The sequence below is a fragment of the Roseateles sp. genome (genome assembly GCF_036486225.1).
Taxonomy (GTDB): domain Bacteria; phylum Pseudomonadota; class Gammaproteobacteria; order Burkholderiales; family Burkholderiaceae_C; genus Roseateles.
In genome coordinates, this window is sequence record NZ_DASVNZ010000304.1 from 48,048 (window position 1) to 73,756 (window position 25,709).

The 25,709-nt window shown below is 69.8% G+C and carries 23 protein-coding genes; 5 read left to right on the forward strand and 18 right to left on the reverse strand.

The window, feature by feature from the left end; genetic code table 11:
- Positions 1-7: 7 nt before the first annotated feature.
- The gene (locus VF536_RS20250; protein ID WP_331616672.1) at positions 8-1,030 is read right to left on the reverse strand and encodes a sensor domain-containing diguanylate cyclase; all 1,023 of its coding nucleotides are present in this window, start codon (positions 1,028-1,030) and stop codon (positions 8-10) included.
- Between the two features lie 236 nt (positions 1,031-1,266).
- Here VF536_RS20250 and VF536_RS20255 point away from each other — a divergent pair, with 236 nt between their 5' ends.
- The 4 genes from VF536_RS20255 (at position 1,267) to VF536_RS20270 (ending at position 5,614) form a co-directional block, all read left to right on the forward strand.
- Positions 1,267-2,568 carry an MFS transporter gene (locus VF536_RS20255; RefSeq protein ID WP_331616673.1) on the forward strand — a complete coding sequence of 434 codons (1,302 nt, stop codon included), beginning with the start codon at positions 1,267-1,269 and terminating at the stop codon, positions 2,566-2,568.
- Between the two features lie 150 nt (positions 2,569-2,718).
- On the forward strand, positions 2,719-3,636 hold the full coding sequence (locus VF536_RS20260; protein ID WP_331616674.1) for an amino acid ABC transporter substrate-binding protein: 918 nt from the start codon (positions 2,719-2,721) through the stop codon (positions 3,634-3,636).
- A 195-nt stretch (positions 3,637-3,831) separates the two neighbouring features.
- Entirely contained in the window at positions 3,832-5,160 is a 1,329-nt protein-coding gene (locus VF536_RS20265) for a hypothetical protein (protein ID WP_331616675.1), read from the forward strand.
- Positions 5,161-5,167: 7 nt separating this feature from the next.
- Positions 5,168-5,614 carry a hypothetical protein gene (locus tag VF536_RS20270; protein WP_331616676.1) on the forward strand — a complete coding sequence of 149 codons (447 nt, stop codon included), beginning with the start codon at positions 5,168-5,170 and terminating at the stop codon, positions 5,612-5,614.
- Here VF536_RS20270 and VF536_RS20275 read toward each other — a convergent pair.
- From VF536_RS20275 to VF536_RS20285, 3 genes are all read right to left on the reverse strand, one after another.
- Positions 5,532-6,038, reverse strand: a complete 507-nt coding sequence (locus VF536_RS20275; RefSeq protein WP_331616677.1) for a hypothetical protein — start codon at positions 6,036-6,038, stop codon at positions 5,532-5,534. The two genes, VF536_RS20270 and VF536_RS20275, sit on opposite strands and share 83 nt — an antisense overlap.
- Positions 6,025-7,335, reverse strand: a complete 1,311-nt coding sequence (locus VF536_RS20280; protein WP_331616678.1) for a hemolysin family protein — start codon at positions 7,333-7,335, stop codon at positions 6,025-6,027. The genes VF536_RS20275 and VF536_RS20280 overlap by 14 nt, the downstream gene beginning before the upstream one ends.
- A gap of 161 nt (positions 7,336-7,496) precedes the next feature.
- Positions 7,497-7,865, reverse strand: a complete 369-nt coding sequence (locus tag VF536_RS20285; protein WP_331616679.1) for a hypothetical protein — start codon at positions 7,863-7,865, stop codon at positions 7,497-7,499.
- A 106-nt stretch (positions 7,866-7,971) separates the two neighbouring features.
- On the opposite strand from VF536_RS20285, the gene VF536_RS20290 reads away from it, so the two are divergent.
- Positions 7,972-8,724, forward strand: a complete 753-nt coding sequence (locus tag VF536_RS20290) for an NUDIX hydrolase (RefSeq protein WP_331616680.1) — start codon at positions 7,972-7,974, stop codon at positions 8,722-8,724.
- Between the two features lie 206 nt (positions 8,725-8,930).
- On the opposite strand, the gene VF536_RS20295 is transcribed toward VF536_RS20290, so the two are convergent.
- The 14 genes from VF536_RS20295 to VF536_RS20360 all read right to left on the reverse strand — a co-directional run.
- A complete protein-coding gene (locus tag VF536_RS20295) occupies positions 8,931-9,500 on the reverse strand; it encodes a hypothetical protein (RefSeq protein WP_331616681.1) in 570 nt (189 codons plus the stop codon).
- A gap of 205 nt (positions 9,501-9,705) precedes the next feature.
- Positions 9,706-10,092 carry a DUF4440 domain-containing protein gene (locus tag VF536_RS20300; protein ID WP_331616682.1) on the reverse strand — a complete coding sequence of 129 codons (387 nt, stop codon included), beginning with the start codon at positions 10,090-10,092 and terminating at the stop codon, positions 9,706-9,708.
- A gap of 67 nt (positions 10,093-10,159) precedes the next feature.
- Positions 10,160-11,203, reverse strand: a complete 1,044-nt coding sequence (gene cobT / locus VF536_RS20305) for a nicotinate-nucleotide--dimethylbenzimidazole phosphoribosyltransferase (protein WP_331616683.1) — start codon at positions 11,201-11,203, stop codon at positions 10,160-10,162.
- A gap of 63 nt (positions 11,204-11,266) precedes the next feature.
- Positions 11,267-12,757: a cobyric acid synthase gene (locus VF536_RS20310; RefSeq protein ID WP_331616684.1), complete on the reverse strand. Its 1,491-nt coding sequence runs from the start codon at positions 12,755-12,757 to the stop codon at positions 11,267-11,269.
- Between the two features lie 155 nt (positions 12,758-12,912).
- Positions 12,913-14,028 (reverse strand): pyridoxal phosphate-dependent aminotransferase, encoded by a 1,116-nt coding sequence (locus VF536_RS20315; protein ID WP_331616685.1) that lies wholly within the window; start codon positions 14,026-14,028, stop codon positions 12,913-12,915.
- Positions 14,025-14,990, reverse strand: a complete 966-nt coding sequence (gene cbiB, locus VF536_RS20320; protein ID WP_331616686.1) for an adenosylcobinamide-phosphate synthase CbiB — start codon at positions 14,988-14,990, stop codon at positions 14,025-14,027. Before cbiB ends, VF536_RS20315 begins: the two co-directional genes overlap by 4 nt.
- Before the next feature lie 120 nt (positions 14,991-15,110).
- Positions 15,111-15,680, reverse strand: coding sequence for a cob(I)yrinic acid a,c-diamide adenosyltransferase (gene cobO, locus VF536_RS20325; protein ID WP_331616687.1), 570 nt, complete (start codon positions 15,678-15,680; stop codon positions 15,111-15,113).
- 112 nt (positions 15,681-15,792) lie between these two features.
- Positions 15,793-17,904 (reverse strand): TonB-dependent receptor, encoded by a 2,112-nt coding sequence (locus VF536_RS20330; protein WP_331616688.1) that lies wholly within the window; start codon positions 17,902-17,904, stop codon positions 15,793-15,795.
- Positions 17,901-22,037, reverse strand: a complete 4,137-nt coding sequence (gene cobN, locus VF536_RS20335) for a cobaltochelatase subunit CobN (RefSeq protein WP_331616689.1) — start codon at positions 22,035-22,037, stop codon at positions 17,901-17,903. The genes VF536_RS20330 and cobN overlap by 4 nt, the downstream gene beginning before the upstream one ends.
- Positions 22,034-22,366, reverse strand: a complete 333-nt coding sequence (locus VF536_RS20340; protein WP_331616690.1) for a DUF2149 domain-containing protein — start codon at positions 22,364-22,366, stop codon at positions 22,034-22,036. The genes cobN and VF536_RS20340 overlap by 4 nt, the downstream gene beginning before the upstream one ends.
- The gene (locus VF536_RS20345) at positions 22,363-22,824 is read right to left on the reverse strand and encodes a hypothetical protein (RefSeq protein ID WP_331616691.1); all 462 of its coding nucleotides are present in this window, start codon (positions 22,822-22,824) and stop codon (positions 22,363-22,365) included. The genes VF536_RS20340 and VF536_RS20345 overlap by 4 nt, the downstream gene beginning before the upstream one ends.
- Before the next feature lie 11 nt (positions 22,825-22,835).
- Positions 22,836-24,242 (reverse strand): cobyrinate a,c-diamide synthase, encoded by a 1,407-nt coding sequence (locus VF536_RS20350; protein WP_331616697.1) that lies wholly within the window; start codon positions 24,240-24,242, stop codon positions 22,836-22,838.
- A 7-nt stretch (positions 24,243-24,249) separates the two neighbouring features.
- Positions 24,250-25,032: an ABC transporter ATP-binding protein gene (locus tag VF536_RS20355; RefSeq protein ID WP_414710420.1), complete on the reverse strand. Its 783-nt coding sequence runs from the start codon at positions 25,030-25,032 to the stop codon at positions 24,250-24,252.
- A gap of 11 nt (positions 25,033-25,043) precedes the next feature.
- On the reverse strand, positions 25,044-25,709 hold a 666-nt coding region (locus tag VF536_RS20360), incomplete at its 5' end, for a FecCD family ABC transporter permease (RefSeq protein WP_331616693.1).

Here is a 25,709-nt window from a genome sequence, read left to right on the forward strand (position 1 = left end):
CTGGATTTCAGCAGGGCGGCTCCAGCGGCATCGGCCCGGTGCGGTCCCTGCCTTGCCGTGTACGTTTGGCCTCGTACATGCGCATGTCGGCGCATTCCACCAGCGCCGTCGCGTCGCGCCAGTCCTCCGGGCAGCGGGAGGCCCCCATGCTGGCCCGCAGCGGCAGCACGCGATCCATGTAGGGGAAGGCGCCCTCGACGGCCGCATGGATGCGCTGCAGCGTCGCTTCCAGCGTGGTCGGCGATCCCGCGTGGGTCAGGAGGATGGCGAACTCGTCGCCGCCCAGCCGCGCCACCGTGTCCGACTCGCGCGTGGTGCCGGCCAGCCGGCGGCTGAACTCGATCAGCGCGGCGTCCCCGGCCGCATGGCCCAGCGTGTCGTTGATGTGCTTGAGTCCGTCCATGTCCAGCAGCACCACGGCGATCGGCGGATCGCCGCGCTCGACCTCCGCGGTGGCATGGCGCAGCCGGTCCATGAACAGCGAGCGGTTGGCCAGGCCGGTCATGTCGTCGTGCGTGGCGCGGTGGAAGAGGTCGTCGCGCCCGTAGCGCGTGGCCCAGTACATCGCGGCGCCCAGCACCTTGGACATCAGGGAGAGCACCTCCACCTCCCGGTTGCCGAAATTGCGCACGCGCGACGAGAAGGCTTTCAGCACGCCGACCGGCGTGCCCTGGTGCGACAGCGGCAGCACGACCATGGAGCGCAGCCCGACGCGCTTGCAGGCCTCGAGGTCGACACGACCGTCGGTGTCGACGTCCTCGCAGATCAGCGGGATGCCCTGGCGCAGGCAGGTGCCCGACAGGCTGCCGTCGCGGCGCACGCGCACGCCGAGCTGGTGGCTGGCGGCGCCGGCGACGGCGCGGTAGACCAGGTCTTCGCCCTCGGCGAGCTCGATGGCGGCGCCGTCGGCGTCGACGAGCTCCAGCGTGCCGTGGACCGACAGCGACATCACGCCCGCCAGGTCCAGCCCGAGCTGGGCGACCTGGCTGTGGATCTCGATGATGCGGAGTAGCGCTTCCCGGCTCGGCATCGCCCGCCCCGAAAGGACCGCTCCCTGTCCCACGACGGCCACCTCCGCGCGCGCACTGGGTGCGTCGATGCGCGGGACCACCTGCCGTCGTGCCACCAGTCTAGACCTGGCGCCCGCACGATCCACCCCCTGTTTCCGGTGACGTTGCGGCCGGGCACCGCCGCGTCTCGGGGAATCTCCCGATGGGGGCCATGTCTTTACGCTGCGGATACGAGGGATGCGCAGAATCGCGCCCCATGTCAGAAAACAAATCGACTCCGGCTTCCGCCGCCCCCGCCGCCCCCGCCGCTTCCGCAGCGATCGTGCCGTTCACGCCCTACCAGAAGCTCGCCGCGGGGCTGATGGCGCTGCTGCAGTTCTCTGTGGTGCTCGACTTCATGATCATGTCGCCGCTGGGCGTGATGATCATGCCGGCGCTGCGGATGAGCTCCGGCGAGTTCGGCCTGGCCGTCTCCGCCTACGCCTTCAGCGCCGGCATCGCCGGCCTGCTCACGGCCGGCTTCGCCGACCGCTTCGACCGCAAGCGCCTGCTGCTGTTCTTCTTCTGCGGCTTCCTGCTGGGCACGCTGTGGTGCGGGCTGGCGACGAGCTTCCCCTCGCTGCTGGCGGCGCGCATCGTCACCGGGCTGTTCGGCGGCGTCATCGGTTCCATCGTCATGGCGATCACCGCGGACCTGTTCCCGCCGGCGCAGCGCGGCCGCGTGATGGGCCTGCTGCAGGGCGGCTTCGCGGCCAGCCAGGTGCTGGGGCTGCCGTTCTCGATCTTCCTGGCGTCGCGCTTCGACTGGCATGCGCCGTTCATCGCGATCGTGCTGTTCGGGCTGCTCGCGGCGCTGGTGATCGCCTTCAAGCTGCAGCCGGTGAACGCGCATCTCGGCGCGGCCGGTACCGGCCAGCACAGCGCGGCGCGGCACCTGTTCCAGACGGTGCGCATCCCGCGCCAGCAACTGGCCTTCGCGCTGACCGCGCTGCTGACCACCGGCGGCTTCATGCTGATGCCTTTCGCCAGCGCCTTCGTCGTGCACAACGTCGGCATCCCGCTGGACCACCTGCCCATCATCTACCTGATCACCGGCATCTGCACCCTGGTGTTCTCGCCGCTGATCGGCCGGCTGTCGGACCGCATCGGCGCGATGCCGGTGTTCTACGCGGGCTGCGCGATCACCATCGCTACGGTCGCGTTCTACACGCACCTCGGCACCTCGCCGCTGTGGGTGCTGATCGTGGTCAACGTGGTGATGTTCGTGGGCATCTTCTCGCGGATGATCCCGGCCCAGGTGACGCTGGCGGGCGTGCCCGCGCCGGAGCAGCGCGGCTCGTTCAACGCGATCAACTCCGCGCTGCAGCAGCTGGCCGGCGGCCTCGCCTCGCTGGTGGCCGGGCACATCGTGCACATCGGTCCGGACGGCCACGTGAACGACTTCCCGTACGTGGGGTATGTCGTCATCGCGTCGACCCTGGTCGCGGCGCTGCTGATGCGCCAGCTCGTGCGCGGACGGCCGGCAGGCGGCGTGCCAGCCACGGTCAAGGCGGGCTGAGTTCGCGTGCCGATCCGTGACGGAAGTCACGGACGGCGCGGGCTTCTTGTCGATCCGTCTAGAGTGAACCCTCGGGCGGGGGGCATTGGTTACAAGTGTGGAACATCCGCTCTCTAGAATTCAGGGTTTTCACCGACCCGGAATTCGAGCATGTCCATCGTGATCCGGCGCCTGAGCGGCGCTTTCGTCCTGTCCGCCGTGGCGATGACGTCGCTGTCCGCCACCGCCGCCGGCCCCGCCGTCGACACGATGGCCCGCATCAAGGATTCCAAGACGATCACGCTGGGCGTGCGCGAGGCGTCGCGGCCGTTCTCGTTCGTCAACGAGCAGAAGCAGGGTCAGGGCTACTCGGTCGACCTGTGCCTGCAGGCCGTCGATGAGATCAAGAAGGAGCTGAAGCTCCCCGAGCTGAAGGTCAACTACGTCGTCGTCTCCGGCGCGGACCGCATCCCCAAGCTGCAGAAGGGCGAGATCGACCTGGAATGCGGCTCGACGACCAACACCAAGGCGCGTCAGGAGCAGGTCGACTTCAGCTACACGATCTTCGTCGCGGGCATGCGCGTGCTGATCCCGAACGGGTCGCGGGTCGAGTCGATCAAGGACCTGGACGGCATGACGATCGCGCTGGCCAAGGGCACGACGTCGGAGAAGCTGTTCACGCAGCTGAACACGTCGGGCGAAGCCAAGATGCAGCTGGTCCAGTACCCCAACAACACCGATGCCTTCAAGGCGCTGCGCGAGGGCAAGGCCCGCGCGTTCGCGCAGGACGACGCGCTGCTGCTGGGCCTGGCGTCCAAGGACAAGGCGCTGGACAGCCTGAGCCTGGGCCAGATGGCCTTCTCGGTGGAGCCCTACGGGATCATGATGCGCAAGGGCGACGCCAAGCTGGCGGCGGCCGTGGACCGCGCGCTGAGCCGCGTCTACAGCAGCGGCGAGATCGAGCAGCTCTACAACAAGTGGTTCCAGACCTCGGCACTGTCGATCCCGATGAACCGCCTGACGCGCGACGGCTTCAAGCGTCCGAACCGCGAAGCGGGCGTGGCGATGCTGCTGGGTTATTCGATCTGAGCGTCGATCTGATCGATCCCCTCGGATCCTGGTGAGCAAGCGGACCTTCGGGTCCGCTTTGCATTGGCGGGCCGGAAGCGCGAGCCTGGCGGCAAGACCTGGACCCGCGTGGTCCGGACCGACTCCCTAGCCCTTGGGGGTCGCATTCAAGCGCATCGCCGGGACACTGCGCCTTCCCGTTCCTGCAGGAAGACCATGCGCTGTCCCGAAGTCGTCCGTCGTTGTTCATCGATCCTGGGTTGTGTTGCATCTGGCATCGCCTTTCGCGCCGCACTGGTCGCCGCGCTGCTGACACCCCTGGCGCCCGCGCATGCCCTCGACGTGCCGTCGGGCTGGACGCAGCGAGTACATGAAGACGGGTTGCTGCTGCAGCCCGCCGATCTGCCGCCGGGCAAGGTGATGCAGTTGTGGGTCGCGCCACCCATGGACACGGGGCGCGACGAAGGCTTCGCTGCGCTCGCGCGTCTCAAGGATCCGATGCGCGGTCTGGGCGCGACGGGCCAGCCGGCCTGCAAGCCGCCGCAGAGGCTGCAGGCCGGCGTGGTGCTCCAGAACTGCGTGGCGACCGTCAACGGCGCGCCCATCGAGACGCAGATCTACCTGCGCCCGGCGCGCAACGGCCAGGTCGAATGGCTGCGGCTCGCGTTCTCGCAGGATGAGGCCTTGCTCCAGCAATACGGCGGCGGGTTGAAGTCCCTGACCTCGAAGTCGAACGAGCTGTGGCCTGCGTTGAAGGCGCTCGCCGGGGATGAGCGAAAGCGTCGCGAGGAAGGCGAGCGGGCCGCCGCGCTGGAGCGTCGTGCGGCGGCGGATCGCGCCATCCATGTGGCGCCGGGCAAGGGCGTCGCGGAGCGCGACATCGCCGTCCTGCTCTGGACCTGGTACCAGCCCAGCGGCGAGAGCCTGGTCGAGAACCTCCACCTGCTGCTGAAGGACGGCACCGGTTACCGGAATCTCGACCTGCCGCCGGACGAGTTCGACATGGCCGCGGCGCGTCGTTTCAAGCCGGAGCGCGTGATCCAGTGGCGCCGCAGCGGCGGCGACTGGCAGATCAAGGACCATGACGACAAGGACTGGCGCACGATCAGCGGCACGCCCGCGACGCCGGCCTCGGCGGGGCAGCGGCTGGACGGCACGTTCACGCACTCCTGGTATTCGATCCTCGGCGGCGGCAGCTCGCAGAACCGTTTCCATTTCCAGCCGGACGGCAGCTTCGAGCAGACTGGCAAGTCGGTCTTCGGCACCGGCGCCATGGCCGCGGCGAACGGCGTGGCGGGCATGGCGACGAACACCTATTCGCGCGGTGGCAGCACGACGACCTCATCGGTCAGTGCCGTCGGTGCGGGCGCCGGTGGCGCGCAGCGACAACGTCGCAACGGCGCCGACTTCGCGGGCCGCTACCGGCTCGACCGCTGGACGATGACCGTCGAGCGCGAGAACGGCGAGCAGGATCGCGTGCTCTTCGCGTTCAACGGCGAGAAGCAGCGGGCGGTGTTCATCAAGGATCAGGGCTATTCGAAGTAGGCCGCGAATGAGCGACGACGTTCTCGCAGGGCTGCCGCCAACGGAGCCGGATCGGTGGTTGCGGTCGCTCGGACCGTTCGAGGACGAGCAGGGGAATCACTTCCGGCTCGCCATCGACTGCACGCTGGCCCCATCGAGCTGGCCGGGCCGGAAGAAGCGCCTGCTGGCGGCGCTCGGTCTGCGACGCGCCGCGGAGCGGATCTCGCTGCAGGCGCGCATCGAGATCGAGCTGTTCGCGATCCAGCCCATTCACGGCGACCTCGTCGATCGCGACGGCGTACCCCGCGAGGACCTGTTCGTTCAGGGACCCCCGCGCATTCGTGACCTCCAACTGGAAGTCTCGTACGGGCAGGGGATCCAGTACTACCTGCTCACGTTGGTGACCGACCGGGGAATGGCAACATTCCCGTCGTTTGAAGCCGCCGTGCGGTGGACCCTGCTGCGCAATCCCTGATCAACAGATCGATGAGCAGGCTCCCCTGCGTCGCATAGGTCCACTTGTCCGTCTTGAGCAGCGTCGCGATGGGCTTGCCGGCATCGACCGAACGATCGATCAACGCGACGTCGTAGGTCTTCGTCGCGTCGTCGAAGACGACCTCCGCATCCATCGATCGCTTCAGCGTCACCGCCACGCGTCGCTGGTCCTTCCCGCTGCCTTGCTCGACCTCCAGCGCGCAACCGTCGCGCAGCGCGTAGCGCCAGCGCGGGCCGGGCGAATCCCGGCCGACGACGTTGAGCTCGGCGACGCGTTCGGCGTTGTTCATGTCGAAGGGGCTGACCAGCGGCCGGTCCTCGCCGGGATAGCCCTCCGAGCACGACACGAGCAGCGGCACCAGGACCAGCACGACCGCCACCCGAGCGACGTCACGCCATGACATCGGCGACCTCCGCGACCTCCACGACACGCGACGCCAGCACCTTGTCGATGGTCTTGCCGTCCATGTCGACGATCTCGAAGCGCCAGCCTTCCCATTCCACCGTGTCCGCCTCGCGCGGCAGCCGGCCGGTGAGCAGCATCATCATCCCGCTCAGCGTGTGATACCGGCCGCGCTCTTCCTCCGGCACCTCGTCGAGGTTCAGGCGGTCCTTCAACTCCGGCACCGGGATGTGGCCGTCGAGCAGCCAGGAGCCGTCCTCGCGCTGGACCGCCCAGGCGGACGCCGGATCGCGCGGCTGGAACTCGCCGGTGATCGCCTCGACCAGGTCGTGCAGCGTGACCAGGCCCTGCACCTCGCCATACTCGTCGATCACGAAGGCCATGTGCACGGCGGACAGCCGGAAGTTGGCCAGCAGCTCCATGCCGGTCAGCGTCTCCGGCACGTACAGCGCCGGCGCGAGGCGCTCATCCAGGCGCGGCTGGCGCTGGCGCAGCATCTCCGACAGCAGCTGGCGTGCATTCACGACGCCGACGATGTCATGCAGCCCGCCGCGCACGACCGGGAACAGCGCGTGGTCGGAAGCCTCGATGCGCGCGAGCGTCGTTTCCATCGGATCGTTCAGGTCCAGGCAGACCACGTCGCGGCGCGACACCATCAGCGAGCCGATCTGACGGTCGTCCAGCCGGAAGACGTTGCGCACCATCGCGTGCTCGTGCGACTCGATCACGCCGGCGCTGGTGCCTTCGGCGAGCACGGCGTGGATCTCTTCCTCGGTGACGTTGAACGCCGCCGACTGCTTCACGCCGAGCAGGCGCAGCAGCGCGTTCGTCGAGCCCGACAGCAGACGCACGAAGGGCTTGGTCGCGACGGCGAGCGCCGCGATCGGGCGCGCGACCAGGCGCGCGACGGCCTCGGGGTTGGACTGTCCCAGGCGCTTGGGCACCAGCTCGCCGAGCACGATCGAGAAGTAGGTGATCAGCACGACGACCAGGCCGGTCGCGGCGCCGCTGGCGTATTCCGCCGGCACGCCATGCGAGGTGATCCAGAGGGCCAGCGGCCCGGCGAGCGCGGCCTCGCCGACGATGCCGTTCAGCACGCCGATCGAGGTGATGCCGATCTGGATCGTCGACAGGAAGCGGGTGGGATCCTCACCGAGCTTGACGGCGGCGGCGGCGGCGCTGTCGCCGTCGTCGATGAGTTTCTGCAGGCGTGCACGGCGCGCGGTGACCAGTCCGATCTCGGACATGGCGAACAGGCCGTTGAGCAGGATGAGGAAGAAAAGTAAGGCGATTTCCATGATGGATGAGGAAGGGGCGCCGGTCCGCCGGGCCTCGGGGACGAGGCGCGCGGCGGGGACGGCGCAGACGCACGCGAGCGCGGAATGCGCGGCGCGTGCCGATGGGGAGGGGCAGGGGGCGGAGGCGGCGGAGCGCCTCGGAGCGGGCTACACGGGACGCGTCAGGCGCGCGGCGGCCGCAGCAGCGGCTGCGTGCAGCGCTGAGGCTCGTGCAACTGGGGCGTGGGGAGCGGATTCATCTGCGGCGGCGCGACGCGCATAGGTCGCGCGTCGGGTTTGAAGTGATCGGGCATGTCGTCCGAGGTGTCGCCGAGCTCGAAGAGCAGGGCGGCGATGTCGGCGGCCTGTTCGTCGTCGGCGCCTGGTTGCGCCGCGGCGATGGCGATGGCCGCAGGATCGGCCGGTTGCCCGTCGACCAGCAGATGCTGCGCATGCGCGACGCCCGCGACGAACATCGTCACGCCGGCGGCGGCGATGCCGTACGCGGGGACGAGGATCGTCAGGACGAGGATGCGGAGCCAGCGGGTCACAGGCGGCATTCTATCGAGCCGCCTCGGTGGACGGGGCGGCGGGCCAGATCTGCCATCGGAGTTGTATAGTGCAACTTTCCAGCGAGCGAATTAATCCCGAACCCAAATGACGTCCGAACCTTCGCGCCGGAAACCACAGCCCGCTTCTACGAGCCCGTCCTTTCCTCTGCCGTTCACGACAGTCGACGTGGTGATCTTCTCCGTCGTCGAGGATCAACTGCGCGTGCTGCTGGTCCAGCGGCCATCGAAGGAAGGCGAGCCGTTCCCCGATCGCTGGGCCTTGCCGGGCGGCTTCGTGGACATCGACCGCGATCGCGATCTGGAGGCCTGTGCGCGACGCAAGCTGTCGGAGAAGACGGGCGTCGCCAGTCCGTACCTGGAGCAACTCGGCAGCTGGGGCGGCAGGGACCGCGATCCGCGCGGCTGGTCCGCGACCCATGTGTACTTCGCGCTGATCCCCGCCGAGGGCGTGAAGCTGGCCAAGGGCGCGAACGCCGCGGACGTGGGCTGGTTCGAAGTGGAGACGCTGCTGAAACGCCCGCGTCTGGCCTTCGATCACGCCGCGATCCTGAAGACCGCCGTCGAGCGGCTGCGTGGCAAGGTGGAGTACACGTCGCTGCCGGCCTTCCTGTTGCCCGAGGCCTTCACGCTGCCGCAACTTCAGCGGATGTACGAGGTCGTGCTGGGGCGTCCGGTGGACAAGAGCGGTTTCCGCACGCGGATGCTCGCGGCCGGATTCCTCGACGAAGCAGGGCCGATGGCCGGCGACGCCAACCGGGCCGCCATGGGCTATCGCTTGCGGGATCGCAAGAGCGCGGTGGTGTTCCCGCGGACCTTCAGTCCAAGGCAGGGAGAGTGAGCTTGGCCAGCGAGCGCTGAGGACTCTCGATCAGAAATCCCGCGTGTCGCACCGACTCGCGCGGATTGCCGGCGCCACGTATCGCGCGAACGCGCCCCGTCGAGCGGGCGATCCCGACCGCTCCCATCGCCTCGGACGATGTCGGCACGGCCGCAGCGATCGCGGGGCGATTTTTCCAGGCTGGACGCAAGCCGTCGCGCGCCCCCTCATCCTTGCAGGAACGGCTGGATCCACCGTTCGAAGGCGTCTTGCCATTCCCGCTGCGCGGCCTCGAGGATCGCTTCCGGATCGTCGACCGGCGCCAGTTGCAGATGTTCCCCCAGCCACGCGATGTAGACGTCGAGGCCCTCGCTCTTGCGGTAGTGATGCTCGCTGCGGAAGTAGTGGATGCGATCGAAGTCGATGAGCGGCTCCACGTCGCAGGTGCTGACGCGCAGCAGCTCGCGTACGTCGCGCGCGACGATCCATTCGCCGCCTTCATCGCCGAAGGCCACGACCGGCCAGCGGTCGGGCATCGGCGGCTGCGACGGATCCGGATTCCACAGCGCGTAGAAGGAGCCCGACGCGCTCGCCCGCGCGAACGGGATCAACCGGGACAGGAAGGCGGGGTCCGACGACCAGCCATGGCGCAGGCCGTCATGGTCGTCAGCGGTCAGCGTCAACGCTGCGGAATAGTTGCCGTAGCCGATCTCGTCCTGGAAGCGCAGCAGCGCCCGGAGGGATTCGGGAACGGGCAGGCCGCCGAAGGGCGCGGCGAAGTCGGTCGGGTCGATCATGGGAGAGGAACGGGAGTCGGTACAACGACCGGCTGGACCCGGCCGACCCCGCCGCTCTGGACAGCAGTGGAGTCGCCGAGAATCTAGCGCCCATCGGGGTTCCCGGGACGTGACCTTCGTCCACTCCGGCGCCGATGTCCCTCAACCCGGCGTCGCACGCCGAGCGTGCGCCAGCGCACCATGACGGGCGCCGACGCCGTGCGCCTCACCAGGCTTGTGCGGCGGGCGTGCCCTGGTGGTAGCGCATCTGCCAGCCTTCGGCCGTCTTCAGCCACAGCGAGGACCGCAGCGTGTGATGCGCCAGCGAGCCGTCCTCCTGCCGATGCGCCGAGCGATAGGTCAGCAAGGCCGCGTCGGGCGCGATCGGTGCGATGCGGAACTCGTCGGGCAGGATCTTCGGCGGCTCGTGGTCGTCGGCGAGCCAGCGGATGATGGTCTCGCGGTCGTACTGGCGGCCGGAGCGGCCGACCTCGTGGAAATCCGGGTGCAGCAGTTGCGACAGCCGCTCGGCGCTGCAGCGCACACCGGGATGGTGGAGCTCGACCTCCAACGCGCGGAGTGTGTCGAGCAGGGAGCGTTCGGTGTCGGACATGGCGGAGCGGGATCGTGGGGGATGAGGTGGCGCAGCGAGCATAGCGGCGCCGCTTCTCAGCCCGGCGTCAGGTCTTGTCGCTCACGCCCGCCGAATCGAAGCTCGCCATCTCGGCCAGCACGCGGCAGGCCGATTCCAGCAGCGGCCAGGCCAGCGCCGCGCCGGAGCCCTCGCCCAGACGCAGGCCCAGGTCCAGCAGCGGCTGCGCCTGCAACGTGTCCAGCATCAGCCGGTGGCCCTGCTCGTTGGAACGGTGCGCGAAGATGCAGCGCTCCAGCACCGCCGGCTGCAGTTTCGCCGCGACCAGCACCGCCGCGCCGGTGATGAAGCCGTCGACGACGATCACCCGGCGCTCCAGCGCCGCCTGCAGCACCGCGCCGACCATCATCGCGATCTCCAGCCCGCCCAGCGCGGCCAGCGCCGCCATCGGCTCGGTCGCGCGCGGATGCTTCTCCAGCACGCGCGCCAGCACGTCCAGCTTGTGACGCAGCTGCGCGTCGTCGAGGCCCGTGCCGCGTCCGACGCAGTCCGCCAGCGGATACCCGCCCAGCCGCGACAGCAGCAGCGCCGCCGACGAGGTGTTGCCGATGCCCATCTCGCCCAGCAGCAAGGCGTTGCCGGGCCGCTTCTGCAGCAGCGTCTTGCCGGCGGCGACGGCCGTCGCGCATTCGTCGACCGTCATCGCCGGTCCGGCCAGCATGTCGCGGCTGCCCATCGCGATCTTGGCGATCAACAGGCCCGGACGCGGCTCGAAGGTGTGACGCACGCCAGCGTCGACGACGCTCAGCTGCAGCCCGTGCTGGCGCGCCAGCACGGACACCGCCGCGCCGCCCGCCAGGAAGTTCTCCACCATCTGCCAGGTCACGTCCGACGGGAAGGCCGACACGCCGTGCGCGGCCAGCCCGTGATCGGCCGCGAAGACCATCATCTGCGGCTCCACCAGCTTGGGCTGCTCCGTGCCCTGGATCAGCCCCAGACGCAGCATCAAGCCCTCCAGCCGGCCCAGCGAGCCCAGCGGCTTGGTCTTGCGGTCGATGCGGTGCTGCAGCGCCGACGCCAGCGCCGCATCGTGCAGCGTGGGAATCGCGGGGATCAGGTCTTGCTTGGTCATGGGGACTTATCGGACTTCAAGGGGGGAGAGGGGAAAGGGGAGCGGAGGCGCTTGCGAGGACGGCTACGGCAATGGCGGCGTCGCGGACGGCGACAGCAGGCCCATCAGCACGCCGGGCGCGAAATGGCGGTCGATGTAGTCGGCCAGCTCGTCGAAGACCTGGTCGAGCGGGCGCGCCGGGCGGTCGAACAGCGCGGCCAGCACGCGGTCGTCCTCGAACAGGCCGTGCAGGTAGTGGCCGAGCACCGGCCCGTGCTGCCAGCCGACCGGCTCGCCGAGGCCGTCGAACAGCACCGGCCGCGCCGCGGGCAGGCCCGGGTGCTGCGCCGTGCGGCCGTGGTGGATCTCGTAGCCGCGTGCGACGGCGCCGTTCAGCGAGGACCACGGCGCGTCCAGCGTTGGCGCAAAGCGGCATTCGGCGTCGCGCAGCAGCTTTTCGCGCTCGAACAGCGTCACCAGCGGCAGCAGGCCCAGGCCGGGCGCGTTGCCGTCGAGCCCGTGCGGATCGACCAGCGCCTCGCCCAGCATCTGCAGACCACCGCAGATGCCCAGCACCCGCCGGCCAGCGGCGGCATGCGCCGCGACCGCGACGTCCAGCCGCTGCGCGCGCAGCCACGCCAGGTCCGCCGCTACCGCCTTCGAGCCCGGCAGGATGATCCAGTCGACGCCGTCGAGCTCCGCCGGCGTGCGGGCCCAGCTCAGGCGCACACCGGGCAGGTTGCGCAACGGCTGGAACTCGTCGAGGTTGGACAGCCGCGGATAGGCGATCACGGCAACGCGGACAGTCGCGCGTCCGCTGCCGTCAGTGCCGATGCCGGCACCGCCGGTCGTGCGGTCGTCGAAGACGCCGTCCTCCTCGGGCAGCCCGTGCCCGCGCCACATCGGCAGCGTTGCGAGCGTGGGCACGCCGGTCATCTGCTGCAGCATCTCCGGGCCGGGCGACAGCAGCGCCGCGTCGCCGCGAAAGCGGTTCAGCACGAAGCCGCGGATCAGCGCGCGCTCGTCCGCCGGCAGCAGCGCGTGCGTGCCGTACAGATGCGCGAAGGCACCGCCGCGGTCGATGTCGGTGACCAGCAGGCAGGCAGCGCCGGCCTCGCGCGCGGTGCGCATGTTCACGTAGTCGCTGCTGTGCAGGTTGATCTCGGCGGGCGAGCCGGCGCCCTCGATGACGACGACGTCGTTCTCGTCCAGCAGCGCGTGCAGCGCCCCGCGTGCGCGGGACCAGAGCGTTTCGCTGCGCTCGCGCCACGGCGCGCGGCTGAGCGCCTCGTCGACCTCGCCGAGCACGACGACCTGCGAGGCGGTGTCCTTCTCCGGCTTCAGCAGCACCGGGTTCATGCTCACCTCGGGCCGCGCGCGGGCGGCCAGCGCCTGGAAGTACTGGGCCGAGCCGATCTCGCCCTGGCGCCCGTCGATGCCTGGCACGACGCGCGCGTTGTTGCTCATGTTCTGCGCCTTGTACGGCGCCACGCGCAGGCCCTGTCGGGCGTACCAGCGGCACAGCGCCGTGGTCAGGAAACTCTTGCCCGCCCCGCTGGTGGTACCCAGCACCATGACGGCCCGTCCCCGCCGCTGCCCGACCGCGCCGTCGGGAGTCAGCGAGTCACCGTGGGGCCGGAATGGGGCATGGGGGTCCTGGAGGGATCCCCCATGCCCCGTGGAGAGCCCGCGCTTGGCGGGACGGACGACGTCATCCGACGCAGGACCGCTCACAGCGTTTCTCCCAACGGATGCGTGGTGTCGAACGCGCCATGGCGCGACGGCGGCGACGGCAGCGGTGTGTGGCCGCCGAAGGTGAACATCGCGGTCGCCAGCGCGTCGACCGCCTCCGGCGACTGCACCGACACGCGGACCAGTCCGGGCAGGCCGAAGGAGCTCGCGTCGCGCAGCTTGATGCCGAGCGCGCGCAGGCCTTCGAGCAGTGGCTCCGGCACGCCGTGCCACGGCGAGGGCAGGGCGGCCAGCCAGAAGTTGACGACGCCGCCGTCGATCTGGTCGAAGCCCATGTCCGCCATGCGGGCCCACTGCGCGGCGCGCCACTCGCGCAGCAGCGGGAGCGAGGCGTCGAGTTCGTCCCGGATGGACGGCGTGGTCCAGGCCTCGAGCAAGGCCTGACCCTCGGAGGACAGGACCCAGCTCGGCGCCAGCTCCGCGACGCGGTCGATCCAGAGCCCGTCGCGCGGGCCGATCAGGTAGGCGCCGCGCACGCCGGTCAGGCCGAAGGCCTTGTTGGGGCAGACCAGGCGCCAGGCGCCGTCGGCGATCGGCTGCGGCAGCGAGCAGGTGCCGGCCAGGCGCAGCGCGTCGTAGGCCTGGTCGACGACGAGCTGTGAGCCGCTCTGCCCGAGCGCGAGCGCCACGGCGGTCCATTCGGCGGGGCCGAAGCTCGCGCCGGTCGGGTTGTTGGGATCGCAGACCCAGACCAGCGAGGGAAGATCCAGGGAATCCGCGAGCTGGAACGCGTCGTCGTAGCCGGTCACCTGCAGGCCGAGCGCGTGCGCGGCGGCGGCGTAGTCGCCGAAGCCGGGCTGCGGCACGCAGACGCGGGTCACGCCGGACAGCATCGCGGCGAGCGTCAGGCGGCGGATCGCTTCCGAGCCGCCGGAGGCCGGCAGCACGCGCTCAGGCTCGACGCGGTGCCAGTCCCCCAGGCGGGCTCGCAGCGCGACGTAGGCGGGATCCGGATAACACAGCCGGTCGGCGCGCAGCACCGCGTCGAGCGCGGCCGGCGGCGGGCCCAGCGGATGGGCGTTGGTCGAGAAGTCGTGGAGCACCGGCGGCCCCGCGTCGGTGCCGCCGTGCATCAGCGAAGGGAAGCGGCTCACAGCGTGCTCCTCACGACCGCGAAGCCGCCGCGCAGCGCCGCGCCGCCCAGGGCCAGCAACGCGGCCAGGCCCAGCATCGCGCCTGCGGCGAGCCGTTGCGCCGTGACCATGTCTTCGGCGATGACGTCGCTGCCGGACGGATTGAGCCGATAGTGACCGGGCTTGCTCAGCGCGCGGCCGAGCCGCAACGCCATCGCGCCCATCGGCCAGCCGCCGTTGGGCGAGGGCGTGCGCGTGGCTTCGTGCAGCAGCGGCGCGAGCAGCGCGGGCCGCAACGCGACGAGCGCCAGTCCCGTGAGCCGCGCCGGGATCCACGACAGCACGTCGTCGGCGCGCGCGGCCCACTTGCCGGCCCATTCCCAGCGGCCGCGATAGCCCCACATCGCGTCGGCGGTGTTGGCGAAGCGGTACACCGCCGCGCCCGGCAGGCCGGCGATCATGAACCAGAAGAGCGGCGCGATGACGGAGTCGTTGAGGTTCTCGGCGAGCGTCTCGATCGCGGTCTCGCGGACCTCGAGCGCGGAGAGCTGCGTCGTGTCGCGGCTGACCAGGCGTGACAGCTGCGCGCGGCCTTCATCGAGCGAGCGCGACAGCGCGGTCTCGACGGCGGCGACCTCGTCGCGCAGCATGCGCCACGCGAGCATCGGCTTCAGCGCGAGTCCCAGCAGCAGTGCCGCGACGGCCAATCGCCAGCCGCCGAACCACGGCTCGAGTCCCGCGATGATCGCGTGCTCGATCGCCCAGGCGGTGACGGCGGACAGCGTGATGCCCACGCTCCACGCGAGCGCGCCGCCGATGAACGCCGCCTTTGCCGACATGCCGCACAGGCGGTCGCCGAAGAGGCCCAGGAAGCGACCCATGCCGACGACCGGATGCACGGCGGCCGGCGGCTCGCCAAAGCAGCGGTCGAGCAGCAGCGCGATCGGGATCGCGAGGGCGAGTAGCCAGGACATCGGACTCATGGGACGGGCGGAGAGAAGCGTCGTGAGGTGGCGAGAAACTTCGAAACGCGTCGAGTGATGGAGAAGGCGACGATGAAATCTGGCGCGCAGCTTAGCGGGCAGGACGCCGTAGGAGGGAAGTCAATCCTCAATTCCGCGTTGCGCCGGCACTCCTGCCTTGAAGTGGTGCTTGATCATGGTCATTTCTGTCACCGTGTCTGCCAGATCCATCAGTTCCTGCGGCGCGTTGCGCCCCGTCAAGCAGACGTGAACATGCGACGGCCGCGCGCGCAGAGTCTCCAGCACCGGCTCCAGCGGCAGCCAGCCGTAGCGCAGCGGATACATGATCTCGTCGAGCACGACGAGGAAGTGCTCGCCACCGAGGATCGTGGCCTTCGCGCGTTCCCAGCCGTCGCGCGCCAGTTGCGCCGAATGGTCCAGGTCCTTGCTCTTCCACGAGAAGCCGTCGCCCAGACCCTCGATCGGCACGCCGATCTGCTCGAACAGCCGGTGCTCGCCGAAGCGCGCGCTCGGCACCTTCATGAACTGGTAGATGTGGACCTTGCGTCCGCGCCCGTGCGCGCGCAGCGCCAGGCCGAAAGCGGCGGTGCTCTTGCCCTTGCCGTTGCCGGTGTGGACGATCACCAGCCCGCGGCGCTCGCCGTCGGGAATGATGCGCACGCGGTCGACGGGCGGTTTTTCGATTTCCATGTCGTGCTCCGGAGAATGGGACCTATCGAGGATCAACTCGGTGTGCTCCCTCTCCCGCTTGCGGGAGAGGGTGGGGGTGAGGGCCAGCGGCGGTGGAAGTCCTGAAGCCTCTTCAGATCCGCGCGCGCAGGCTGAGTCGGAAGGTGCGCGGCTCCATCGGGTGCACGAGCCGCCCGTTGATGCCCTCGCCGTTGTTGCATCCCGCGCCTTCCGCGCGCGTGCAGGCCGCGCCCCAGTACTCGATGTCATTGGCTTTCGTGTCGAAGAGGTTCAGCACGTCCAGCCCGAGCTGCCAGCGGTCGCTGAGCTGATACCCCAAGCGCCAGTTGGCGGTGAACACCGCCTTGGACTTCTGCGTGCCGGTTTCCTCGAGCGCATAAGCGCCCAGGTAACGCAGCTTGAAGCCGCTCGACCACGGCCCCGACGGCGCCCAATTCGCCGACATCGACGCCGACCACGGCACCGCGTTGGGCACGCGCTTGCCGCTGCCGAACTCGGTCTCCGTCGCCTCGACGAAACGCGCCCGCGACCAGGCCACGTCCGCATCGATCAACCAGTCGCGGCCGATCTGCACGTCGTTGGACCATTCCAACCCCAGGCGCTTGGACGCGCCGCGCGCCTCGGTCACGCCCTCGTCGCCGACGAAGACCAGCTCCGACGCCAGGTTGGCCTGCCACAGCGCCAGGCTGGTGGCCCAGCTCTTCACGGGCTTGGTGCGCAGGCCCAGCTCGGTGCTTTTGGTGCGCGCCAGCAGCGGCAGCGTGTCGGTCGCGCTGCCGTCGGCGGGGTTGGTCGTGGTCGTCGCGCCGCGCGCATCGTTCGAGCGGAATGCGCGCGCCCAGTGCAGGTACAGCTCGGTGTCCGCCGCGACGCGCGCGATCAGGCCCAGCTTCGGGCTGAACTGCGACTGGCTCGCCTTGCCGCCGTTGTCCATGTTGAACTCGCCGCCGGTGGGCGAGACCGTCGCGCGCATCGTGTCCCAGCGCGCGCCTACGGTGCTGCGCAGCCAGTCGGTCCAGCGGCTGCCCAGCTCGACGAAGACGCCGGCGCTGTCCTGGCTGACGCGGTCCTCACGCACGGTGTGCGTGCGCACGCGGTCCACGGTGTCGTACAGCCCGAGCGTGCCGATCTTGTCGTGGCGCCACTGCAGCCCCCAGGTCACCTGCTGATCGGCCGGCAGCCACGCGGCGGGCAGTTGATGCTTCAGCGATCCGCCCCAGAGCTTGCGATGGTCGGCCTGCTCATGCTGGTCGCCGTCGGGCCCGTTGATGAAGCCGGACGGCGCGGAGAACAGGTTCAGCGCGTAGTCCACCACCCAGGCGTCGGCCGTCCACTGGCCGCTGCCCTGGTTGTAGGCGAAGCCGCCGCTCAGGCTGTGGCGGTGCGTGCGGCCGCCGTCGTTGGCCACCAGCGTGCCGTAGCGGCCGATCTCGCCGCTGTCGATGGCGCGCTCGGGCACGTGCTCGCTGGCGCGCCAGGCGGCGCTGTAGCTCAGCAGGTCGACGTGCGCGCCGTTGCGCTCGTCGCCGCGCGTCAGGCGCAACACCGCATTGCGGCGATGCAGGTCTTCCGCCTGGTCCCACGGACCGTCGTAGACGCTGCCTTCGGCCGCGCCCAGCAGCGACCAGCCGCCACCGACCTTCGTGCTGCCGGCGGTCAGCGCGCGGCGATAGCCGTAGGGGCCGGCCGTCACCTGCGCGAAGGGACGCTCGATCTCGCTCATGTAGCCGATGCGCGCGGCACCGGTCGTCGCGAAGTCGCCGTCCTCGGCGTTGAAAGCGCCCTTGCGGTAGCGCAGGCTGTCGACCAGTTCCGGGATCAGGAAGTTCAAGTCCATGTAGCCCTGCCCGTGCGCATGGCTGGCCATGTTCACCGGCATGCCGAGCACGAAGGTCGCGAAGTCGCTGCCGTGGTCGAGGTTGTAGCCGCGCAGGAAGTACTGGTTGGCCTTGCCGTCGCCGCTGTGCTGCGTGACGGTCATGCCGGGCATCGCTTCCAGCAGCTCGGCCGGGCGCAGCAGCGGGCGCAGCGCCAGCCGCTCGACGCCGACTTCGCCTTCGGAGGCGCTCTCGGCTTCGCCCAGCTGCGCGCGGCTGCTGATGCGGACGGTGTCGAGCCTGTTGGCCTCTTGCGTCTGCGCCTGCGCCTGCGCGGCGCAAGCAGCCAAGGCCATCGCGCTGGCGATGGCGGTCAACGCCATGGGCTGGCTGTTCTTCGAGTTCATGCGGTTCCCTGAGGGATCAAGTTGTTGTCGTTATGGAGAGGCAGACCCGCTCGATGCGGCGGGTTCGATCGACGCGATTGCCAGATCGCGCCGGCGCACATCAGCAGCGCCATCGCGACCCAGGCGAGCATCTGTTCGAGGCGTTGCGCGGCCGGTTCGGCCGGCGTCGGTTTCGGCGGTTCTGGCACGCGCTGCAGCGCGAGGCCGCGCACGGTCGGCACCGGCGGAACCGCAGGCGTCGCGCGCGTCGCGGGAGTTTCGGGCGGCTTCGCCGTCTTCGCGGCAGGCTGCGGTGCGGCAGGCGAGGCTGGCTGAATCGCCGGCACGTCCTGCGGCAGTTGATCCGCCGTCCAGCGGCGCACCGCCGCCAGCTCGTTGTTCAACGGCGCCGCCCTCGTCAGGTCGCGGTACAGCGAGGCGATCTCCTGCTTCGTCTGCGCGTCCGGCTTCCAGTAGCCCATGCGCTCGGCCTGCACCATGCGCTCCAGCGCCTGCGCATACGCCTGCGGGTTCTGCTTGAGCCACGCCGGCACGCCGAGCTTGTGCTTGTCCTTGACCAGCACGTCGTAGAAGCTCTGCCAGTGGTCCGCCCGCACGGTGCCCGGCGCGATGCTCTGCCAGCCGAAGCTGTACTGCACCGCCTTGAGCACCTGCAGCGCGCCGGACCAGCCCTCCGCCTGCTGCGCCTTCAGCCAGCCGGGGTGCAGGTAACGGCTCTGCATCTCCAGCGCGATGGCCTGTGCGGCGGTCTCGGTGTGCTGCTCGGTCGCGTCCTGCAGCTGGCTCACGTGCAGCGCGATGTCCTTGGTGCTGCCCGCGACCTTCGCCGCCGCGGCCAGGCCGCCGAGGTACTGGAAGGGGTCGTCGCTGCTGACCATCGCGTAGAGATGGCTGCTGCGCGACATCAGCGCGGCGTCGGTGTGGCGCAGGTGCGCGCCGAGCGCCTGCTGCGCCTGCGCCGGCGGCACGCTGAGCGGCTCGCCGTCGACGTAGGGCTGGCTCATCGTGGACAGGAACAGCTGACCGAGTCGGGGATCGGTCTTCCCGTCCTTGCCCTGGAGGCCGTTGTCCTGCACCGCGTCGGCGATGCCGGTGCCGTAGTCGCCGGCCGGATTGCCGAACACACGCGCCTGCGCCAGGGCCTGCGCTTGAGCGGGCTTCAACCCGGCCTTGCGCAGCTCGCCGGCGATCGCGCGGTTGTTGCTGGCGATGGCGTTGTCCGACTCCGCTTCACCCGCGGCGGCCACGGCCTGGTCGATCAGCTTCATCAGCGCCGGGAACTGGTCGCGGTAGGAGCCGGTGATCGACAGCAGCACGTCCACGCGCGGACGGCCGAGCTCCTTCGGACTGAGCAGCTTGATCGAGGTCGGTCGTCCGGTGGCATCCCACACCGGCGTGGCGCCGAGCGCCACCAGCGCCTGCGCTTCCATGATCCCTTGGTGACGGAGCGTCTCACCGGCCCATAGCGACAGCGCCAGCCGCTGCGGCGCCGTGCCGGCCTTGGTCTGCTCCTCGTACCAGCGCTTGAACAGGGCCTGCGCGGCCTCGAAGGCCTGCTTCGTCGGCAACCGGTTGGGGTCGAGGCCCGTGAGGTTGCGCCCCGTCGGCAGGCTCTCCGGATTGCGCAGCAGATCGCCGCCGTACGCGGCGGGAATGAAGCGCCCATCAAGCGCGCGCAGCAGCCCGGGCATCTCGCCTTCGGTCGAGAGCCGCGTCGACATCTCCTGCGCCCGCAACGCGAGCTGGTACAGCGCGGCCTGGTCGATCGGTTTGCGCGCGGCGCGGTTGGGGACAAAGGCTTCGATGTCGGACGAGGGGCGGAGGTCGAGCTTGCTCGCCGCGTCGGCGTCCTTCAGCGCGACATCGAGCCAACGTGCCGGCCGCGCCTTCGCGACGCCCTCGTGATCGATCAGGAAGGCTTCGTCGATGTCCTCGCCGAGCGCCTCGATCAGCGGCACGCGCAACAGCTGCAGGATGGAGCCGCGGCGCTGGTCCTCGTCGGGCACGACGCCGAACACCGCCAGCCCCTTGGGCTGCGAGCTCTGCGCGAGCCGGTCCAGGTAGGGATGCAGCAGCTCCAGATAACCGCTGAAGTTCGCGGCGATCTGCTCCGCGGTCCAGCCCAGGTCGCGATGCAGGTTGTGCTCGACGAACTGCTGGACCATCTGCCGCTCCAGCCCCTGGCGCGTCGGACCCGGATCGACGGTTTCCCACTCATGCATCAGCTCATGCATGTGGGCCATCTGCGCGTTGAAACCGGCCGGCGCGAAACTCGGCGTGCGATGGCTCACCATCAGCGCGCGGCCGCGGCGTTTGGCCGTGAGCGCCTCGCCGAGGTTGTCGACGATGTACGGATAGATCACCGGCGTGTCGCCGAGCGGCAGCCACACCGGGTCCATCACGTCGGGCCCGCGGATCTTGCCCGGCGCCCACTCCTGCGTGCCGTGTGTGCCGAAGTGGATGATGGCGTCGGCCTGCCGCGCCCACAGGTAGGTGGCGAGGTAGTGGTGCGACAGCGGCGTCTTGCTGCGATGCATGAACGGGTCCTGCCCGTTGCGCAGGGTCTCCTCGCGCGGCGGCTGCGGCAGCACGGTGAGCGCGCCCAGCTTGAGCCGAGGGATCACGAAGACCGGCTCGCCGCGCACGCGCAGCACGTAGCGGCTACTGGCGGGGGCGCCCCAGCGCGCGACGATGGGATCGCGCACGGCCTTGGGCAGTGCGTCGAACCACGCGGTGTAGCGCGCGAGCGGGAGCGCCTCGGCCTCGTCGGCATCGAGCAGCGCCTGCAGGTCGGTGCCCGGGTAGTACGCCGACAGCATCGGCTTCAGGCCGGAGATCCAGTCGGCCTCGGCCATCGGCGTGACGCCGTAGCCCGCGTCCTTCAATCCGGTGCTGACGCGCGCGAGGCTGCGCGGCACGTTCAGGAACGACGCACCGAAGTTGCTGCCGCCGGGCGGATAGTTGTAGACGAAGGCGACCAGACGTTTGTCGGCATTCGGCTTGGTCTGCAACGCGACCCAGCGCGCGGCCTTGCCGGCGACGCTGGCGGCCTGACGCTCGATGAGCTCGGGTTCGCCGCGCTTCGGATGCGCGACGACGACGACCGGGTCGATGAGCCCGGCCGCTTCCGGCTGCGCGAAGTAGAAGGGGATGTCGGCCTGCGCGAGGCCGGTTTCGCTGCCTTCCCACACGGCCGCTTCATCCTGCCGGTAGGGCTGCGTCTGCAGCACCGGCACGCCCCAGCGCTCGAAGGTCGGCTGCAGGGTCGCGCCTTGCGGCAGCAGGCTGTGGTTGACGATCACGCGGGCCTGCACCTGGCCGTCGCGTTCGAGCAGCTCCGACAGCGGCTTGTCGCTGAGCTGACCGCTGAACGCGGCATACGCGAGCAGCCCCTGCTTGCGGAACATCGCGAGCCAGCGATCCAGCCACGCCGTGTTGCCTTGGACGAAGTGATAGCGGTGCAGCAGGATCGCGACGGGCTCGCCGCGCAGTCCCTGCTGAGCGGCCCAGGCGCGGAATTCCGCCGCGTCGGCGAAGAGCCTGGGCGCACCGGGGAAGTGGATGCCGCGCTGCGGGATCAACTGCGGCGGGCCGAGGTCGGGCGCCGTCTTGCCGTCGAGCTGCGCTCGTGCGATGGCGAACGCCGTGCGCGTGTTGGCCGGGCCACCGGCCTGCAGATAACCGCGCAGGCTGCGATCCGTCGCGGCGGGTTCACCGGCGGGGATCCACAGCACGCGTTGAGCGGGCAGGGCGGCGCGCTGCAGCGCGGCATCGACGATCTGATGCAGCCGCGCTTCCGCCGTCGGGTGCGGGACGTCGATCCACACGAGGTCCGCCTCGCCCAAGGCGCGATCGAGCGCCGGATCCTTGTCGACCGGCGCGCCGCGCAGCGGATACTCGATCTGCTTCACGTCGAAGCCGAGGGCCTTGCCCTCGCGCTCCAGCAGCGCATGCTTGGCGGCGGGCGTGATGTCGACGCTGAGGAACAGCACGCGCGATGTCGCCTTCGCGGTCTTTGCTGCCTTCGCCGAAGCTGCCGTGTTCGCCGTGTTCGCTGAATTCGCCATGAGCGGCGCGCACAGCCACATGGCCGCGACCGCGAGGCCGCGAACCATCAGGGACGCGATCCTCATGGCTTGGGTGCTTCCCCGGCCTCGGGCACGTAGATGATCGAGCCGTCCTTCATCTTGTACGCGACGCCGGCACGCTCGCCCTGGCCTTCGGCGTTGCCGCCGTTGCCGCGGTACTTGATCTCCTGGCCGTCCTTGCGCACGATGATCTCCATCCCCGGCTGGCCGGGATTGCGGATCACCGTCTCGTCCGCGTGCGACTGCTGCTGCAGCGCGACCGCGGTCAGCAGCGCGACGACGAGCACCAGGAACACGTCCACCAGGTTGACGGCGGACAGCATCGGATCATCATCCTCTTCGGCGAGGATGGAGAGTCGGCGGCCGGCGCTCATGCCCAGCCCTGTTCGGTCTTGATGGCGAGCAGCTCGGCCAGCAGCCAGCGACGGCGGATCGAGTACACGACCAGCGCGATCGCCGCCGCAGCCAGCGCGAGCACCACGCCCGAGAACGCCGAGCTGAACACCGCCAGCGCGGCCTGCCCCTGGCCGGCGGCGACGCTCTGCAGCGCCGGGCCGAGCGGCACCATCGTGGCGATCAGCCCCAGCAGCGGCGCGACGCGGCCCAGCAGGCGAGGCGCCTCCAGGCTGCGGACGATCTGCAGCTCCAGCGTCTCGAGGTTGCTGCTCGCATGCACCTTCAACTGGCGATAACCAGGCTGGCGCCGCTGCACGGCCTCCATCACCGTGGCACCCGCTGTCCACAAGGCGTAGACGAAACCGAGGGCAACGAGGATCAGCACCGGCCACAACAGGGCCTGCGCGATGTGGGCGAATCCGGATTCGAGGAACATGGTCGTTGGGCTCAATGCTTGAAAGAAGAATCGGCACCGCCGAAGAACGCCGCGATGGCGCTCGGGTTCGACGGGAAGTAGTGGTGGACGTAGCTCGCGCGCAGCGAGCCGAAGCCGTACAGACGCTCGGCAGCGCGGCCGGCGTTCGGATTCGTCGCGGTGGCGATGGCGGAGAGCGGCGTCTCCATCGCGGAGTAATGGAAGGTGTGGCCGCGCAACTCGCCTTCCGGCCAGACGATCGTCTGGAGGCCGAGCGCCGCCAGCCGCTTCTGCATCGCCGCGCGGCCTGGCATCAAGGCCGCCATCGCATTCGCCTTGCCGTCGACATCGCTCAGCTCGTCAAGCAGCACCAGCATCCCGCCACACTCGGCCAGCAAAGGCTTCGCAGCCGCCAGGTGCGACTCGAGATCACTGAAGAAGCGCGGATGCTCGCGCAGCGCCTCGGCATGCAGCTCCGGATAACCGCCCGGCAGCCACAACGCATCGCACTCAGGAACGTCGTCACCAGCAATCGGACTGAACTCGCGCACGTCCGCACCCAGCTCGCGCAGGAGATCGAGATTGGCGGGATAGATGAAGGAGAAACACGCGTCGTTCGCTACGGCGATGCGACGGCCTTCCAGCGGTCGACCCTGCGCGGGACCGAGCACGAGACGGTCGGCCGGGGGCCCCTTTTCTCCATCTCCCTCCTTTGCTTGCCTACCGGCAAGCAAATTCCCTCCTTGAGTTACGAAAAGGGGCCCCCGGCCTCCCATCTCCGAGCCACTCTGGAAGAAATCCCCGACCGCACCCGCTTCCCACGCATCCGCCCATGCATCCAACTGCCTGTCGATGTCCGGCAGCTCCAACGCTTGCACCAGCCCCAGATGCCGCTCAGGGAGCGAGAGCGCCGCATCTCGCTTCAACGCCGCAATCAGTGGAAGATCGTCCGGCAGGCCTTCGCCCACCATGCGCGCATGCGCATCGCTGCCCACTCGATTGGCAACGACCCCCGCAACACGGATGTCATCGCGGAATCGCGCCAGCCCCGTCGCCAACGCCGCAAAGGTCTGCGCCATCGCCGAAGCATCCAGCACGACGATCACCGGCAACCCGAACGTCGCCGCCAGATCCGCGCTGCTCGGCTTGCCGTCGAACAATCCCATCACCCCCTCGACGAGGATCAGGTCGGCACTCTCCGCCGCCTTCGCAAGCAGTTCCCTGCAATGCGCTTCGCCGCCCATGAAGAGGTCGAGCTGATAGACGGTGTGACCGCTCGCGCGCTCCAGAACCATCGGATCCAGATAGTCCGGTCCGGTCTTGAAGGCACGCACGCGCAGCCCGCGCCGGCGCGCCGCACGCGCTATCGCGGCGGTCACGCTCGTCTTGCCCTGGCCGGAAGCCGGAGCACTGATCAGGAAGGCAGGGCAGGCAGTCATCGGGAGTTCATTCATTCAGCGCGATCCAGCGCCCTTGCACTTGGAGAATCAGCAGGCGGCCATGGAAGACGCGTTGCAACGCATCGTGCGTCGCGGGGTCGTGCGGCGCGCCTTCATGAACGATGCGACCGCCGTCCATCACGACCAGCGTGTCGGCCTGCAGCGCGACGTTGAGTTCATGCAGCACGCTGACGACGGCGCCCCCCGCCGCGACGCGCTCGCGCACGATGCGCGCCCAGTCGCTCTGATGCGGCGGGTCGAGGTGGGCGAGCGGCTCGTCCATCAACAGCACGCCCGCGCGCACGGCCAAGGCCCGCGCCAGCAGGACACGCTGTCGCTCGCCGCCCGAGAGGCTGCCGAGTGCGCGGTCCTTCCAGTCCCAGCTCTGCGTCTGGCGCATCGCGTGTTCGACCGCTTCGTGGTCGGCGGCGCTCGCCGGCGCGAGCCACGGCTGATGCGGCAGCCGGCCCAGCATCGCGATGTCGTAGGCGGTGAGGTCTTCCGAGGCCGCTTCGTTCTGGCCGAGCCACGCGATCTGCCGCGCGCGGTGCTTCGCCGGCCACGCGGTCCACGGCTTGTCGTCGAGGGTCAGGCTGCCGTCGAAGGGCAGCAGCCCGGAGATCGCGCGCAGCAGCGTCGACTTGCCCGCGCCGTTCGGTCCGACGATCGCCGTCCACGCGCGTGGCGCGAGCGCCAGCGTCAGCGCGTGAAGCACCGGACGATGGCTCAAGGACAGCGACTTGAGGTCGATGCGCAGCGAAGGGACGTGGCCGAGATCCACGAGATCCATGAGATCCGTGCTCATCGCGAGCCTCCCATGCCGCCGAAATGCGCCTTGCGCCGGTGCATCAACCAGAGCAGATAGCTGCCGCCGAGCAGCGCGGTGATGATGCCGACGGGCAGTTCCTGCGGCGCGATGACCCAGCGCGCGGCAATGTCGGCGGCGAGCAGCAGCGCGCCGCCCGTCAGCGCCGAGAGCAGCAGCAGCGCGCCGTGGGTCGTCGGTCCCCAGCTGCGCACGAGGTGCGGCGCGACGAGGCCGACGAAGGCGATCAGGCCGCATTGCGCGACCGCCGCGCCGGTCGCCAGCGAGAGCGCGGCGATCAGCAGCAGCCGGATCAGGGTGAGCCGCTGTCCGAGCGAGCGCGCGGTGTCCTCGCCCAGCGTCAGCGCATCGAGCGTGCGGCTGCAGCCGAGCGCGACCAGCAGGCACAGCGCCAAGGCGACGACCATGACCTGCACCGCGCTCCACCCGACGTAGCCGGTGCTGCCGAGCATGAAGGCCTGCATGGCCCGCAGGATGTCGGGGTTCATGAGCGTGAGCAGCGCGGAGCCGGAGCCCAGCACGACGCCGACGACGACGCCGGCGAGCAGCAGGCGCAGGCTCTGCGTGACGCCGCGCGCGAGCACGAGCGTGAGCAGCACGGCGCCGATGGCACCGGCGAAGGCGGCGCCCGTCATGCCGAT